Genomic DNA, 13965 nt, shown 5'->3' on the forward strand with positions numbered 1-13965 from the left:
ATATATTGGAATTAAAAGGCAGTAACAACTATCATATAATACTTTGCAGAAATGTTTTGATATATTTTAGTGATGAAAATATCAAAAAGACTTTGAATAACTTAATAAATAATCATTTAACCGATAATGGCTACTTGTTTGTAGCACCGGGGGAATTTGCCTTGCTACAAAGGTTTGGTTTTCCCATATATGTAGATTCGGATGTAACATATTTCTGTAAAGATGCAAAATTAAATCTTCAAAAGAGTATTACGTCGCATAAAACAACTGCTCCTAAAAAATATTCATTTGACTTCAAAAAAACTTTCAATTCACTCTTAATGCAAAGAAAATATGAAAGTGCAAAAAACCTTCTAAAAAATATAGAAAAACAAGCTCAAGAAGAGCCACAATCTAAAAAAGAATTAAAATTATCAAATATTAAACTTTTAATCGCACAAAATAAAATAGGTGAAATATCCGAATCAGACTTAAAAGAGCTAAGTAACGATGAAAAATTTTTCATCTTAGGGCTTAAAAACTATATCAATAAAGATTATGCTAAAGCAGTTGACTATTTTCGCAAGGCTACCTATTTAAAAGATGATTTGATATACAATTACTTTCAGGCTGTAGCACTTTTCAACCTACAAGATTTAATTAACGCAAAAAGAATCTTTACAAATATAAATTCATTCACTAAAATAGAATCACGGTTTTATGACATTTTTGATGAGCAGATACTAAAAAAAACTGCTCTGAGTTTTTCCTCTGCCCTTCAAAGGAGGCAACCATGAGATATAAGTACAAAATTTTGGCAGTAGATGATGACCCTACTGTCCTTGAGGCATTAAAAAAGAATATTACAAAGCAGATAATTTTTGACTTTATCGGATTTACTAATTTTGATGATGCCTATAAATATTTGTTAAATAATCGTGTTGATGTTATCCTTCTTGACGTTAATATGCCTGACAAAGATGGTTTTGAGTGTTTTGAGATTATAAAGAATGATGAAAAAATAGATAAAGACATCCCTATTATTTTCCTTACTGTAAGTGCTGATGAAGAAACAGTTAACAAGGCATTTGAAATAGGTGCCGATGATTACGTAATCAAGTCTAAATATGAGGCTGAACTTTTGGCAAGGATAAAGCGTATTATTACCGAAAAAGAAAATAAAGAGAAGATGATGCAATACGAAAAGGATAAAGTAGTATTGCAATTTGCAGGCTCAGTGGCTCATCATTTTAATCAACCGCTTACTGCCCTTACTATGATAAATCCTATTCTTTCTGAGCTTATGGCTACAAAATATCCTGAAGCGTATGACTCAATAAAAAAATACCTGACATTTATAGATGAAGCTACTGAAAGACTAACAGAGCTTGTCAATAAAATTTCCAAACTTAAAAGGTATTCAACAATCGAGTATATTCAAAATATAGACATACTTGACCTTGACCAGGTGGAAAATAACAAGGCACTTTTAAGTATAAAAATAAATAGAAATATAATGAGCTGAAGTCCCTAAAATTACAAAGATATGCCATATTTCGTGGAATCCAAACATACCGGGGACAGGATTTGGTCTTTTTAAAGCGTATATAACTGCACCTACAGTATAGAATAACCCTCCGGCAGCAAGCCACATAAACCCATTTAAAGACAGATTATTATAGATAGGCTTTATGGCAAAGATTATTATCCACCCCATAACAACATAAATTGCCGTATACAATATCCTCGGTGCATTTAAACAGAATATTTTAAAAAAAAGCCCCGCAAGTGCAACAGACCAAATTATGCCAAAAATTGACCACCCTAATACCCCCTTTAAAGTTATCAAACAAAATGGGGTATATGTCCCTGCAATGAGAAAAAAAATCATAATATGATCTAATTTCTTAAACAATTTCTTTATGTCAGTCTTGCTTGGCAAAAAATGATAAATACCGCTTGAAAAATATAATAAAATCATCGAAATGCCAAAAATAGAGTAAGAAACAATATGATATGGACTCCTTAAACTTACCCCTTTAATAATGGCAATAATAGTCAAAAATATTGCAAAAATTCCAAAAATAAGATGTGTAAGTGAGCTGATTAACTCTTCCCTTTGCATGTGTAACATATTATAAACTTTAGATTTTTATGTCAAGAAAATTCAATATGATGTCATTTCATTTTTTTGCATCATTTAATTGTTCAAACTTCAAGGTTAGTGCTAAGTGTTAAGTACTAAGACTCTAAGACATAATTAGGCGAACATGCTCCAATAGTGTAGATAAATCTGAAAAATCGGTATATAATATTTTAGGCAATAACATTAAAAGGAGTAAACATGAATGACCAGTTGCAAAAAATGATTCTATCAAAAGTAAAAAACCTTCCTCCCATACCTCAAATAGCTTCTAAAATTATACAAATTTGTGAAAAACCTGATTATAACGTTTCAGAAATAATAATGCTTGTATCAAAAGATATAAGTCTTACAAGTGCTATATTAAAATTTGCAAACTCGGCAGCATTTTCACCGGCTTCTGAAATAACAGACTTGAGGCAGGCAACAACATATATCGGGATAAACAATCTGAGAAACTTAGTTATATCCCTTTCATTAAAATCGGTTTACAGTAAAAATCTTGACTTTATTTCTCAAAAGATATGGGAGCATTCTATAGCTGTGTCAATATTAGCAAGGCTTGTATCGTTAGTTAAAAAACCTGATATAGCTTCTGAAATGTTTACACTTGGTATGATGCACGATATAGGTCAAGTTATTTTCAAAATTTCTATCCCTGAGTATGAAGAATTTGTAGAAACAGCATTTAATAATAATATTCCACTTGAAGAAGTAGAGAGAAACTTTATCGGCTTTGACCATGCGGAGCTTGGGGGGTATACAATGAAAGCATGGAAAATGCCTATGCTGTTTGTTGACACCGTTTATTTTCATCATCAATATCAACAATCTCAGTATAAAAATCACAGCTTAATACTCGCTTATTCAAATAATCTGGCTAAACTTTATGCTGACTCTATCAGCAAAACAGTTAATGAGGAAGAAATCAATTTTTGTGAAGAGTTACTTAAAATATCTCAATCAGAAAAGGATGAATTAATTAATAATTTTAAAGAGATTTACGAACACGAAAAAGAGATGTTTCAACTTAGCTGAGGTGAAATATGAAACTTATTTGGAGCGATGATTTAAGGGTAGGCTTTAAAGCCATCGATAATCAACACAAGACATTAATCAATATAATAAACAAATTCCAAAATGCACTCTTAAGTGGAGAAGGGGTCGAATCGATTCAGAGTGTGGTTAATTTTCTTGAACTTTACACAAAAGTTCATTTCTCCACGGAAGAAAAATACATGGAGCAGTTTCAATACCCAAATACCGACACACATAAGCAAGAGCATAAAAAATTAATAGAATATTTAGCTGATTTGAAAAATAAGATTAAGGAAAATCCTAATAACCATAACCTTGCACTTGACCTTAATAACAAATTGAAAATTTGGTACGCTGAGCATATCAATAAAATTGATAAGCATCTTGGGGCCTTCTTAAAAATGAAAAAAGAAGAGAGAAACCTGCGTATTGAGGAAAATATAAAAAAGGCCCCATAAAAGGGGCCCTTTATTATTTATCCTTATTAAAAGCCAAAAACCTGCTGCCGTTTCTGGAAATTACTTTAAGGCCTACAACATCATCTTTCTTAATGGAATCGTAAATCTTATAAAAATCTTCACTGCTCTTTACCTCTTTTCTATTAATCCATACAATTATATCACCTTTTCTTAGACCTGCTTCATAGGCATTTGAGGTAGTATCTACATCTATTACTTTTACACCAAAATTGATATTAAGCTGTTTCATCTCATTCTCAGTCAAATCTTCTACAGAAACAGGCAAATCCTCCCTGATTTTTGACTCGCCCACTTTTACACTACCTTTCCTTTCTCCTAGTTTGACTTTGATATCTATCTTTTTACCATCTCTTAAAACTTTTAATACAACTGTTTCACCTGGGGATTTTGACCCTATAATATTTATAAGCTCTTTTTGATTTTCAAGCTTGTTACCGTTAATTTCAAGAATTATATCACCAGCTCTAAGTCCTGCTTTATCAGCCGGGTCACCTTTTATCACATCGGATACCAGTGCCCCTTCAGGCTTGTCAAGTCCAAAAGTTTTTGCTAATTTTTCATCCATTTCCTGCAATACAACACCAAGCCAACCTCTCTTAACCTCACCTTTCTTAAGCTTTGGAAGAAGGTCTTTTAACATATTAACTGGAATTGCAAACCCAAGTCCCTGCCCTGAAGGAATTATTGCTGTGTTTATACCGATAACTTCTCCGTCCAAGTTTACCAAAGGACCGCCACTATTCCCCGGATTGATGGATGCATCTGTCTGCATAAAATTATCATACGGTCCTTCACCCAATTCTCTCCCTTTGGCACTAATAATACCTGCGGTTACAGTCCAGGAAAGTCCAAAAGGGTTACCAATAGCAACTACCCAATCTCCTACTTCTATCTTATCAGAATCACCCAGCTCTATTTCGTGTAATTCTTCTTTCGTAGGGTCAATTTTCAGCAAAGCAAGGTCTGTAAGTGGGTCGCGCCCTACCACCTGTGCGGGTATTTCATTATTATCGGTAAATTTGATGAGGATTTCATCTGCCCCTTCGATAACATGGTTATTAGTAACAATATATCCTTCTTTGGCATCAATCACAAAACCTGATCCAAGAGATTTTGATTTGTATTCTTGCGGGGCGTTATTGTGAAAATTATCAAACTGATCACCAAAAAATCTTTTAAAAAGGTCGTCATTGAAAAAATCAGGGATAGGTTTCCTTTTAATTATCTTGGTAGTGCTGATATTAACCACACTGTTTTTTGTCTTTTTTACCACATCCGAAAATGAGTCGGGGGTAAATGCATAACTTTGTACAGCCACCAGAAATAACATTGTAAAAATAGTCAGTAACTTCTTCATTTTAATTTCCTCCTTTTGTATCTATTTTCTTATCTTTTATAAACTTTATCACCTCATTCATCTCACTATAAGGTATCGTCCCCACAACCGTATAAGTTGAGTTGTCCAAATTTGTTGAGTAAACGTAATTTCCCAAAATTATTCTTTTAACCTCCTCTTTCATAATAGCCGGCGTTGTTTTAAAAATACTAAAGCTATTCACCCCATCATCATACAAAATATGCAAAGCTCCATTCGATAGTCTCTTAACCATCTTTATATCAAAACCTCGATATCCAAAACCTTGAAAATATTCTTTCGCAGATTGTGCGTATTCGTTATTTTCTTCAAAACTGTCTTCTGGCATATCCCCTGCATGACCGTAGGCATACATAAGCTTTCCTTCAAGATCGTAAACCTCTTTTCTTACGATACAATTTTTATTGACCCATAGTATCTGGCTAAAACGATCTTTAAATACCGGAAAAAGTTCATATACACTGACCGATTTTCCATTAAATTTTAAATTTGACTTTTTCTTGATATTGTAAAATTCCTTTTTTGTTTTATTAATATCAAAATATAAGTCCTGATATTTACTGAATATAAAGTGAAGATTCTTATTTACATTTTCAATTTCAGAAAACTCAAAGGATGAGTAATGAGTTTCGTCTACTGCTATTTTGAAAAATATTCTGTCAGCAAACAGAAGGTTGGGGAGCAAAAACAGTATGAATATTATATATTTCATTTTTCATAGACTACGCTTGACACTGCCATAGTTGAAAAGTTATTTATATTCGTCCTATCAAGATGCTCAAACACAAATTCTTGTAATTTTTCCTCAGCACCACTATTAATAACAGCTTTATCATTATTAGCAAAAGTATTGGTTGAATAAGTTCCTTGAAAAAAAGCAGCCATACCACCTAAAAATGCAAACAAAGCAAAACCGGCCACATAATACATAAATCTGCTCTTTTTTTGAACCTTTTTGACACCTATTTTAGACATCACAGATGCAGTAACATCAACCCTGACATTAGAAGCAGGAAATGATGATTTTATATATTCTTTTAATTTTAGTTCATTAAGATAAAACCTTTTGCAGTCGCCACACTCAGCAATATGCTCAAGCACTTCATCCACATAAGAAGAATCCAAACAGTTATCTGCATAATCAGAAATAAGTTTATGATACTTTTGACATTTCATCAGCCAACCCCTGTCTAATTAATCTTTGTTTTATAAACTGTCTGGCATTAAATAGTCTTGACCTTACTGTCCCGATAGGAATATTTAACATTTCAGCTATCTCTTCATAGCTAAAATCTTCAACTTCCCTTAATATAATAACTGCCCTTAATTTATCAGGGAGGGCATCTACAAATTTTCTTACATATTTGCGCATCTCATCAGTGAGAAGCTCCTCTTCAGGATTTGAGTAGTCAGATACTCTGTCAAAAAAAGATTCGTTATTTTCATCTATATCTCGGTCAACATCAACCATCCTTCGATTCTTTTCAAAGTGCATAAAAGCATTATTTATGGCAATTCTCTTTATCCATGCATAAAACTGGTCTCTATTTTTCAACATTTCAAGTTTTTCAAAAGCCTTTACAAAGGCATCCTGAACAAATTCCTCAGCCATATTATAATCTTTAGTTATATTGATAAGTGTTGAAAAAAGCTGCTGCTGATATTTTATAACCAACAACTCAAAAAGCTCTGACTTTCCAGCAAGTATTTTCTCAATTATCTGTGCGTCGGTCAAGGTATCCTCCTACCATAACTGATAAAAAGATTTTTATATTAAATAAAAGTTCAAAAAAAATTATCAGTTTTAATTTAAATATTCTAACCTTAATGGAAAAGTTTGTCTATAATTTCTCTATATTTCTTTTCAATATAATGTCTCTTTTTCTTCAAAGTATTTGTCAGCTCCTCGCCAAGAGTAAATTCTTTGTCTAAAAAGAAAATATTATGTATTTTTTCATAAGGCTTAAACCCTTTTTTTGCATGAAGAAGCTTGTTAAACTCCTGCTTAATCTTATCTACCAATTCTCTATCATTTAAATTTTTGAAAGTATCACTTATCTTGTTATATTTTTTTTCCATATACTCTTTAAGAGCGTCAAAATCAGGGACTACCAAAGCTGCCAAACCTTTTTTATCCTGCCCAACTAATACAGCATCTTTTACAAAAGGTAGCTGAGAGATTTCAGATTCAATTCTTGATGGGTCAATATTCTCACCACTTGATAAAACAATTATCTCTTTTGAGCGCCCTGTAATAACAAGCTCACCAGTAATTGTAAGCATACCCAAATCACCTGTCTTAAAAAAACCATCTTCAGTAAAACATTTTTTATTTTCTTCTTCATTTTTATAGTAACCGGGCATTACCTGCGGTCCTTTAATAAGAATCTCACCTTGGACACCCGGCGGTAATTCATTCCCTTCATCATCAACAATTTTTACTTGCGTATTTTTTAGAGGCTTACCAAGCGTTCCAAATATATCACAATCTAACCCTCTTCCTGCAATCCCCGGAGCACATTCTGTCATACCATAAGCATTTACAATTCTAATCCCCAAAGCATCAATCCATTCATCCAAATAAGCGGGTAAACTTCCCCCGCCACTTACTGCAAGTCTCAATCTTCCGCCAAATTTTTCTTGAACCGCCCTAAACTTCTTTCTCGCAAGTTTATTTGGCAAATAAAGAAAAACGAGTTTAACAAAGGCTATGAATTTTTTAAAAAAGCTGACAATAAAAAAATCTTTTTTAAATCTTGGAAGCTTATTTGTTAGTACTCTCATATTTCTATTATATTTTGCAGCTATTTTTACAAGTAAATTAAAAATCTTGTGTTTTGAAGCTGACTGCTTTGCCAAAGCAGTATTTATTTTGGCATACAAAGATTCCCATACCCTTGGCACAGTAGCGACAACTGTCGGTTTAAACTCCTCCAAATCTGTAGCAAAATTTTTCACTGAGCTATAAAGTGTAGCACACCCTTTTGCTACTGCCACATGTTCAACAACCCTTTCAAATATATGCCATGAAGGCAAAATTGAAACAAAGCTGTCATCCTCCCTTAGACCTACAAGGTCGGGGATAACATTTAAGTTTGCCAAGAAATTTTTATTTGTAAGGACAACCCCTTTAGGCACACCTGTAGTACCTGAAGTATATATAAGTGTAAATGGATCTTCTAAGCCGGTTATATCTCTTCTTGATAAAAAATCGTTCAAGTCGTCAGATGTGTATTCTCTATCCTTTAAAATCTCATTATAAGAATAAATATTATTCAAAAACTTATGAAGATTTTCCCCCTCAATAACAAAAATATTTTTAAGTTTTATCTCTTTAAAAATTTCCTCATGCTCTTTATATAACTTTTCATTTTCCAAAATAGCAAAATCTGCCTCAGAGTGCTCTATGATAAACTTAAGCTCTTTTGTAGGAGTATCACTGCCTCGAGGGACACTTATGGCACCTAAACTAATTAGTGCAAAATCACTCACTATCCATTCATAACGGTTATCAGAAAGGAGCAAAACCTTAGAACCTTTAACTATCCCTTTGCTCTTAAAGGCTTTAGACAGTATTAAAACATCTTCAAAGAGTTTTTGGTATGTTACCTCAAGTTTACTTTTTCCAAATCTATATAAAAATGCAATCTTACCTTTATTTTTCTCACAAGTGTCAAGAAACCCCTGAAAAATATTTGTATACCCCATATAAACCCCCGTTGTGTTTAATATATAATTTAATATAATATCGCTTATTAATCAACCAAATAATCACTTTTGCGTTTTGTATCAGTCAATAAAAAGATTAAATAAAGATTTTTAAGAGTTTCAGGTTTCACCCATAAACCATTTAACTTAAAAATTTTAAAAGATAAAATCGCTAAAATATTTAGTTAAAAAAAAGCGACCCGAAGGCCGCCTAAGCATCACTTCCTACTTTTTCAAGAACTTTTTCACATATCTTTTCAGGGTCTTCCAAACCCCAACATAACGGCTTGTCATTCATGGAAACATATGGCAACGGCAGCCTGTTTTCCACAATAGTATTCACATCATCGATATAATCAAGCACCTCAGGTGAAGATATATCTACATACTGCAACTCAAAGCTTTCAGAACCAAGTTTCTTCGTTAACAATGCATCCAAATCTTTAGAAAGCTCAAAATACGGATCAGTCGTCGTCCCGCAACCTGCAGGAAAGTATGAAGGGCTTCAGCCTGACACAAAATCCATACTTGTACCAAAAAGCCTAATCTTGTTTTTTTCCATTATACACCTCTTTATTAATTTACCTTAGGATTAAACTCATCTTCATCAATATACATGGTTGGATAGTCACCACTAAAGCATGCATCACAATAGTTCATCTCACCTACACATTGGCACATCCCCTGTAGGCTCAAATATCCAAGACTATCAGCAGTAATATATTTTCTTATCTCTTCCAAATCATGCGTAGAAGCAATAAGCTCTTTTCTCGTAGGGGTATCAATACCATAAAAGCAAGGAAACATTGTAGGCGGCGAAGAAACTCTGAAATGCACCTCTTTTGCACCTGCTTCCCTTAGCATTTTTACTATTTTCCTACTTGTTGTCCCCCTTACAATTGAATCATCCACAACTACTATACGTTTACCATTAATAACCGATTTTACCGGATTAAGTTTAATCTTCACGCCAAAATGTCTAATAGACTGTGATGGTTCAATAAATGTCCTGCCAACATAGTGATTCCTTATTAATCCGAGTTCAAAAGGGATTCCGCTTTTTTCAGAGTACCCAAGGGTAGCAACAATCCCCGAATCTGGTACAGGGATAACTAAATCAGCATCAACGGGATTTTCCTCAGCAAGCTTTGCACCCATCTTTTTTCTTATATCGTAAACATAGTTATTGAAAATGAGTGAATCAGGTCTTGCAAAATATATAAACTCAAATATGCACGGCTTTGGTACCGCCTTATCAAACGGTTTCACACTCTTTATCCCTTCTTCACCAATAATTATCATTTCCCCGGGCTCAATTTCCCTTATAAACTCTGCTTCAATCAAATCAAGTGCACACGTTTCACTGACTAAAACATAACCTGTCCTTTTTTTGCCCAAAATAAGAGGTCTTATTCCAAGGGGATCTCTAATCCCAATCATATGATTTTCAGTCATAAAAATTATGGAATATGCCCCTTTTAGCTCCGACAAAGAATCAATAATCGCTTCTTCAAGATTATCTTTTTCACTTTTTGCAATAAGATGGATTATAATCTCACTATCTGAAGTAGAAGTAAAAATAGCACCTTTTTGAACAAGCCTCTCCCTTATTTTATGTGCATTTACAATATTGCCGTTATGTGCAAGGGCAACCTGCCCTTTGTTTATTTCAGCAACTATCGGTTGAGTATTTTTCAAGAGATTTGCACCGGAAGTCGAATATCTGTTGTGACCGATGGCAACGCTACCATTAAGACGGCTAAGTCGTTCTTGTGTAAATATATCGCTTACAAGTCCAAGCCCTTTTTCGGCATGTATTTGATTGCCATCAAGAGCAGCAATGCCTGCTCCTTCCTGCCCTCTGTGCTGTAATGCATAAAGGCACAAATATACTAAATTTGCAGCCTCTTCATCACCGTAAACACCGGCGACACCGCACTCCTCTCTAAATTTATCAAAAATCATTGCATCTTACCTTTAATTGCATTTTCATAAATATATTTTGCAGCCAACACATTAATATCTATTAGCTTTTCACCATTATTCTTAACAATAATAGAGTTCCCTAAAGTCTTCCCTGCAATAGTGTAATACAGGCCAAACTTATTTAATAAATCTTCTACCTTTTCAAGATTAATAGAATTCACTTCTACTATAGCCCTTGCTTGAGTTTCTGAAAAGAGCAAGAGATCACTTCGAATATTTTCATTAAAAGCAACTTCACAACCAATCTCATTCTCAAGTGTCATTTCAGCAAGTGCAACGGCAAGTCCACCTTCTGAAATATCATGAGCAGAATTAATAAGTCTTTCATCAACTGCTTTTACCATAAAGTCAATGAGCTTTTTTTCCGCATCCAAATCTGCTTCAGGTGCATCCCCTGCAACAGTAGAGTGGCAAACTTTTAAATATTCGCTTGCACCTATCTCATATTTATCTTTTCCAATTATAATAATGTAACTTCCAAAGCTTTTAAATGAAGACTTGATTGCCTTAGTCACATCATCAATTGCTCCAACCATTACTATTGTAGGTGTGGGGTATACCCCCTTCCCTTCCGTTTCATTATAGAAACTGACATTTCCGCTCACAACAGGTGTAGACAGAACAAGACATGCTTCTTTCATCCCTTCAAGGGCTTCAACAAATTGCCACATAATTTCGGGTTTTTCGGGATTGCCAAAATTCAAACAATTAGTAATGGCAAGTGGTTTAGCTCCACTCATTGCTACATTTCTTGCAGCCTCCGCGACAGCAAGACTACCACCTTTTTTCGGATTAACATAACAATATCTCGGGTTACAATCACTTGACAACGCTATACCTTTATCAGACTCTTTAATTCTAAGGACAGCAGAATCTGAGCCGGGATTTACCACGGTATTTGTCCTAACCATATAATCATATTGCTCATATACCCATCTTTTTGAAGCGACATTGGGGCTATTTAAAAGATTAAAAAGACAAGTATTTAAATCAGCAGGCTCTTTTAAATTCTCAACACTAAAATCTCTCAATTTATCAATATAACCAGGTTTTTTATAAGGTCTATCGTAAACCGGTGCATTATTTGACAATGGGTCAGCTGGCAAAACAGCAACCTCTTCACCATTCCAATACAATCTTACAAAGCCATCATTAGTCACTTCACCAATTGTGGCAACATCCAAATCCCACTTTTTAAAAATTTCTATTACTTTGTCTTCATACCCTTTTTTAGCAACCAAAAGCATTCTTTCCTGTGACTCAGAGAGCATAATCTCATAAGGGGTCATATTTTTTTCTCTGACCGGGACTTTATCAAGATAAAGTTTTACACCAGCACCGGATTTTGATGCCATTTCAAAAGAGGAACTTGTCAATCCCGCTGCTCCCATATCTTGGATACCTATAAGATATTCATTTTTCATAAGCTCCAAGCAGGCTTCAAGCAAGAGTTTTTCTTTAAAAGGGTCGCCAATTTGAACATTTGGTCTTTTACTTTCAGAATCGGCTGAAAATTCTTCACTTGCCATCGTAGCACCATGGATGCCATCCCTTCCTGTTTTGGCACCAACATAAATAATTGGATTACCAACACCTTCAGCCTTTGCCAAAAAAATCTTATCCTTTTTGACAATTCCAAGAGCAAACGCATTTACAAGAGGATTTTTTTGATAGCATTCATCAAAGAAAACTTCCCCTCCAACAGTTGGCACACCAAAACAGTTACCATATCCTGCAATTCCCGATACAACTCCATCCATAATTTTAATTGTTTCATCATTATCAAGAGTCCCAAAGCGAAGAGAATTCATTGCTGCAACAGGCCTTGCTCCCATGGTAAAAACATCTCTTAAAATCCCGCCAACACCTGTAGCAGCCCCTTGATAAGGCTCTATATATGACGGGTGATTATGACTTTCTACTTTAAAGCATGCACAGATATCACCGTCAATTTCAATTACACCTGCATTCTCTCCCGGACCTTGCACCACCCAATCGGCTTCTGTGGGAAGCTTTTTTAAATGAAGCCTACTGCTTTTATAACTGCAGTGCTCACTCCACATAGAAGAAATTATACCTATCTCTATATAGTTTGGATTTCTACCTATAATTTTTTTAGCAAGCTCATACTCTTCAGGCTTTAAGCCCATCCCCTTTGCAACATTAACATCTACTTCAGGATATTTAAACGATTCATAAACACTCATATTCCACCTTTCAAAAACTTCTTAACGGAATTAAATATATGGATGCCATCAGTATTGCCAAGAATTTCCTCCGCACATCTTTCAGGGTGAGGCATCATACCAAGGACATTACCCTTTTTGTTTATAATTCCTGCGATATTGTCAATTGAACCATTAGGATTAGCATCATCAAGAGTTTCACCTGTATCATTGCAATATCTGAAGACTATTTGCTCATTTTCAATCAAGTCTGCAAGCCCTGGCTCGTCTATAAAATAGTTGCCATCCATATGTGCAATAGGGATTTTAATAACTTCACCTGAACTGTAAAATTTTGTAAAAGGGGTGTTTACATTGCTTACAACAAGATTCACATCTTTACAAATAAACTTCAAATCTCTATTTCTTAAGAGTGCTCCCGGTAAAAGTCCTGTTTCCGTCAAAATTTGAAAACCGTTACAAATACCGAGCACAAGTCCACCTTTTTCTGCAAAATCAATCACAGACTCAATAATTTCAGACTGACTTGCAATAGCTCCACATCTGAGGTAATCCCCATAAGAAAAACCACCCGGCAAAACAATGAAATCAACATCTTTCAACTCTTTATCTTTATGCCATAGAAAAACCGTATCTATTTCCAAAACATGCTTTAAAACATGATAACAGTCATGGTCACAGTTTGAACCAGGGAATACTACAACTCCTGCTTTCATAACTATTCACCCATTTTAATTGAATATTCTTCGATAATAGGATTTGCTAACAGCTTGTCACAAAGCTGCTTTACTTTCCCCTCAAGATTGTCCGTATCTGAAACTTCAAGCTCAAATACCTTGCCAACTCTTACATCTTCGATAAAATCGTAGCCATTCCTCTTAGCTGATTGCAAAATAGCTTCACCCTGTGGGTCTAAAACAGTATCTTTTAGTTTGACATAAACTTTAACTTTCATGATTTTACCTCGATTTTTTTATGAATTTAGCATACTTTTGAGGATGTGTCACCGCTTTTTTATTCCGATACATCACTTTAGCAAATAGCCTAATAATCAAAAAATGACTATAAGTA

At 34.3% G+C, this 13965-nt stretch carries 15 protein-coding genes; 4 read left to right on the forward strand and 11 right to left on the reverse strand.

Annotated elements, in window-relative coordinates:
* A partial coding sequence (locus tag LF845_RS08570; protein ID WP_242820601.1) for a CheR family methyltransferase occupies window positions 1-776 on the forward strand: 776 nt, incomplete at its 5' end.
* Window positions 773-1504: a response regulator gene (locus tag LF845_RS08575; protein ID WP_242820602.1), complete on the forward strand. Its 732-nt coding sequence runs from the start codon at window positions 773-775 to the stop codon at window positions 1502-1504. The genes LF845_RS08570 and LF845_RS08575, both read left to right, overlap by 4 nt.
* Here the strand turns inward: LF845_RS08575 and trhA are convergent.
* Window positions 1469-2113, reverse strand: coding sequence for a PAQR family membrane homeostasis protein TrhA (trhA, locus tag LF845_RS08580; protein ID WP_242820603.1), 645 nt, complete (start codon window positions 2111-2113; stop codon window positions 1469-1471). The genes LF845_RS08575 and trhA overlap by 36 nt on opposite strands.
* Window positions 2114-2323: 210 nt before the next feature.
* On the opposite strand from trhA, the gene LF845_RS08585 reads away from it, so the two are divergent.
* Together LF845_RS08585 and LF845_RS08590 are read left to right on the forward strand one after the other, a co-directional pair.
* The gene (locus LF845_RS08585) at window positions 2324-3160 is read left to right on the forward strand and encodes an HDOD domain-containing protein (protein WP_242820604.1); all 837 of its coding nucleotides are present in this window, start codon (window positions 2324-2326) and stop codon (window positions 3158-3160) included.
* Between the two features lie 8 nt (window positions 3161-3168).
* Window positions 3169-3618: a bacteriohemerythrin gene (locus LF845_RS08590; RefSeq protein ID WP_242820605.1), complete on the forward strand. Its 450-nt coding sequence runs from the start codon at window positions 3169-3171 to the stop codon at window positions 3616-3618.
* A gap of 13 nt (window positions 3619-3631) precedes the next feature.
* Here the strand turns inward: LF845_RS08590 and LF845_RS08595 are convergent, their stop codons facing one another.
* The 10 genes from LF845_RS08595 to purS form a co-directional block, all read right to left on the reverse strand.
* On the reverse strand, window positions 3632-4996 hold the full coding sequence (locus tag LF845_RS08595) for a DegQ family serine endoprotease (protein WP_242820606.1): 1365 nt from the start codon (window positions 4994-4996) through the stop codon (window positions 3632-3634).
* Between the two features lies 1 nt (window position 4997).
* A complete protein-coding gene (locus tag LF845_RS08600; RefSeq protein ID WP_242820607.1) occupies window positions 4998-5726 on the reverse strand; it encodes a hypothetical protein in 729 nt (242 codons plus the stop codon).
* Window positions 5723-6190, reverse strand: coding sequence for a zf-HC2 domain-containing protein (locus LF845_RS08605; protein ID WP_242820608.1), 468 nt, complete (start codon window positions 6188-6190; stop codon window positions 5723-5725). Before LF845_RS08605 ends, LF845_RS08600 begins: the two co-directional genes overlap by 4 nt.
* Window positions 6168-6749 carry a sigma-70 family RNA polymerase sigma factor gene (locus tag LF845_RS08610; RefSeq protein WP_242820609.1) on the reverse strand — a complete coding sequence of 194 codons (582 nt, stop codon included), beginning with the start codon at window positions 6747-6749 and terminating at the stop codon, window positions 6168-6170. The genes LF845_RS08605 and LF845_RS08610 overlap by 23 nt, the downstream gene beginning before the upstream one ends.
* An 89-nt stretch (window positions 6750-6838) precedes the next feature.
* The gene (locus LF845_RS08615; protein ID WP_242820610.1) at window positions 6839-8722 is read right to left on the reverse strand and encodes an AMP-dependent synthetase/ligase; all 1884 of its coding nucleotides are present in this window, start codon (window positions 8720-8722) and stop codon (window positions 6839-6841) included.
* Window positions 8723-8933: 211 nt separating this feature from the next.
* On the reverse strand, window positions 8934-9161 hold the full coding sequence (locus LF845_RS08620; protein ID WP_242820611.1) for a hypothetical protein: 228 nt from the start codon (window positions 9159-9161) through the stop codon (window positions 8934-8936).
* A 137-nt stretch (window positions 9162-9298) separates the two neighbouring features.
* Window positions 9299-10687 (reverse strand): amidophosphoribosyltransferase, encoded by a 1389-nt coding sequence (gene purF, locus LF845_RS08625; protein WP_242820612.1) that lies wholly within the window; start codon window positions 10685-10687, stop codon window positions 9299-9301.
* Window positions 10684-12915, reverse strand: coding sequence for a phosphoribosylformylglycinamidine synthase subunit PurL (gene purL, locus LF845_RS08630; RefSeq protein WP_242820613.1), 2232 nt, complete (start codon window positions 12913-12915; stop codon window positions 10684-10686). The genes purF and purL overlap by 4 nt, the downstream gene beginning before the upstream one ends.
* Window positions 12912-13610, reverse strand: a complete 699-nt coding sequence (gene purQ, locus LF845_RS08635; RefSeq protein WP_242820614.1) for a phosphoribosylformylglycinamidine synthase subunit PurQ — start codon at window positions 13608-13610, stop codon at window positions 12912-12914. The genes purL and purQ overlap by 4 nt, the downstream gene beginning before the upstream one ends.
* A gap of 2 nt (window positions 13611-13612) precedes the next feature.
* Window positions 13613-13849 (reverse strand): phosphoribosylformylglycinamidine synthase subunit PurS, encoded by a 237-nt coding sequence (gene purS / locus LF845_RS08640; protein WP_242820615.1) that lies wholly within the window; start codon window positions 13847-13849, stop codon window positions 13613-13615.
* Between the last annotated feature and the right edge of the window lie 116 nt (window positions 13850-13965).

The sequence above is a fragment of the Deferrivibrio essentukiensis genome (assembly GCF_020480685.1).
Lineage (GTDB): Bacteria > Chrysiogenota > Deferribacteres > Deferribacterales > Deferrivibrionaceae > Deferrivibrio > Deferrivibrio essentukiensis.

Bases quoted from the DNA above. Each gene is read 5' to 3' on its own strand.
- LF845_RS08575 (WP_242820602.1), top strand. From the start codon at position 773: ATGAGATATAAGTACAAAATTTTGGCAGTAGATGATGACCCTACTGTC.
- trhA (WP_242820603.1), bottom strand. From the start codon at position 2,113: ATGTTACACATGCAAAGGGAAGAGTTAATCAGCTCACTTACACATCTT.
- LF845_RS08585 (WP_242820604.1), top strand. From the start codon at position 2,324: ATGAATGACCAGTTGCAAAAAATGATTCTATCAAAAGTAAAAAACCTT.
- LF845_RS08590 (WP_242820605.1), top strand. From the start codon at position 3,169: ATGAAACTTATTTGGAGCGATGATTTAAGGGTAGGCTTTAAAGCCATC.
- LF845_RS08595 (WP_242820606.1), bottom strand. From the start codon at position 4,996: ATGAAGAAGTTACTGACTATTTTTACAATGTTATTTCTGGTGGCTGTA.
- LF845_RS08600 (WP_242820607.1), bottom strand. From the start codon at position 5,726: ATGAAATATATAATATTCATACTGTTTTTGCTCCCCAACCTTCTGTTT.
- LF845_RS08605 (WP_242820608.1), bottom strand. From the start codon at position 6,190: ATGAAATGTCAAAAGTATCATAAACTTATTTCTGATTATGCAGATAAC.
- LF845_RS08615 (WP_242820610.1), bottom strand. From the start codon at position 8,722: ATGGGGTATACAAATATTTTTCAGGGGTTTCTTGACACTTGTGAGAAA.
- purF (WP_242820612.1), bottom strand. From the start codon at position 10,687: ATGATTTTTGATAAATTTAGAGAGGAGTGCGGTGTCGCCGGTGTTTAC.
- purL (WP_242820613.1), bottom strand. From the start codon at position 12,915: ATGAGTGTTTATGAATCGTTTAAATATCCTGAAGTAGATGTTAATGTT.
- purQ (WP_242820614.1), bottom strand. From the start codon at position 13,610: ATGAAAGCAGGAGTTGTAGTATTCCCTGGTTCAAACTGTGACCATGAC.
- purS (WP_242820615.1), bottom strand. From the start codon at position 13,849: ATGAAAGTTAAAGTTTATGTCAAACTAAAAGATACTGTTTTAGACCCA.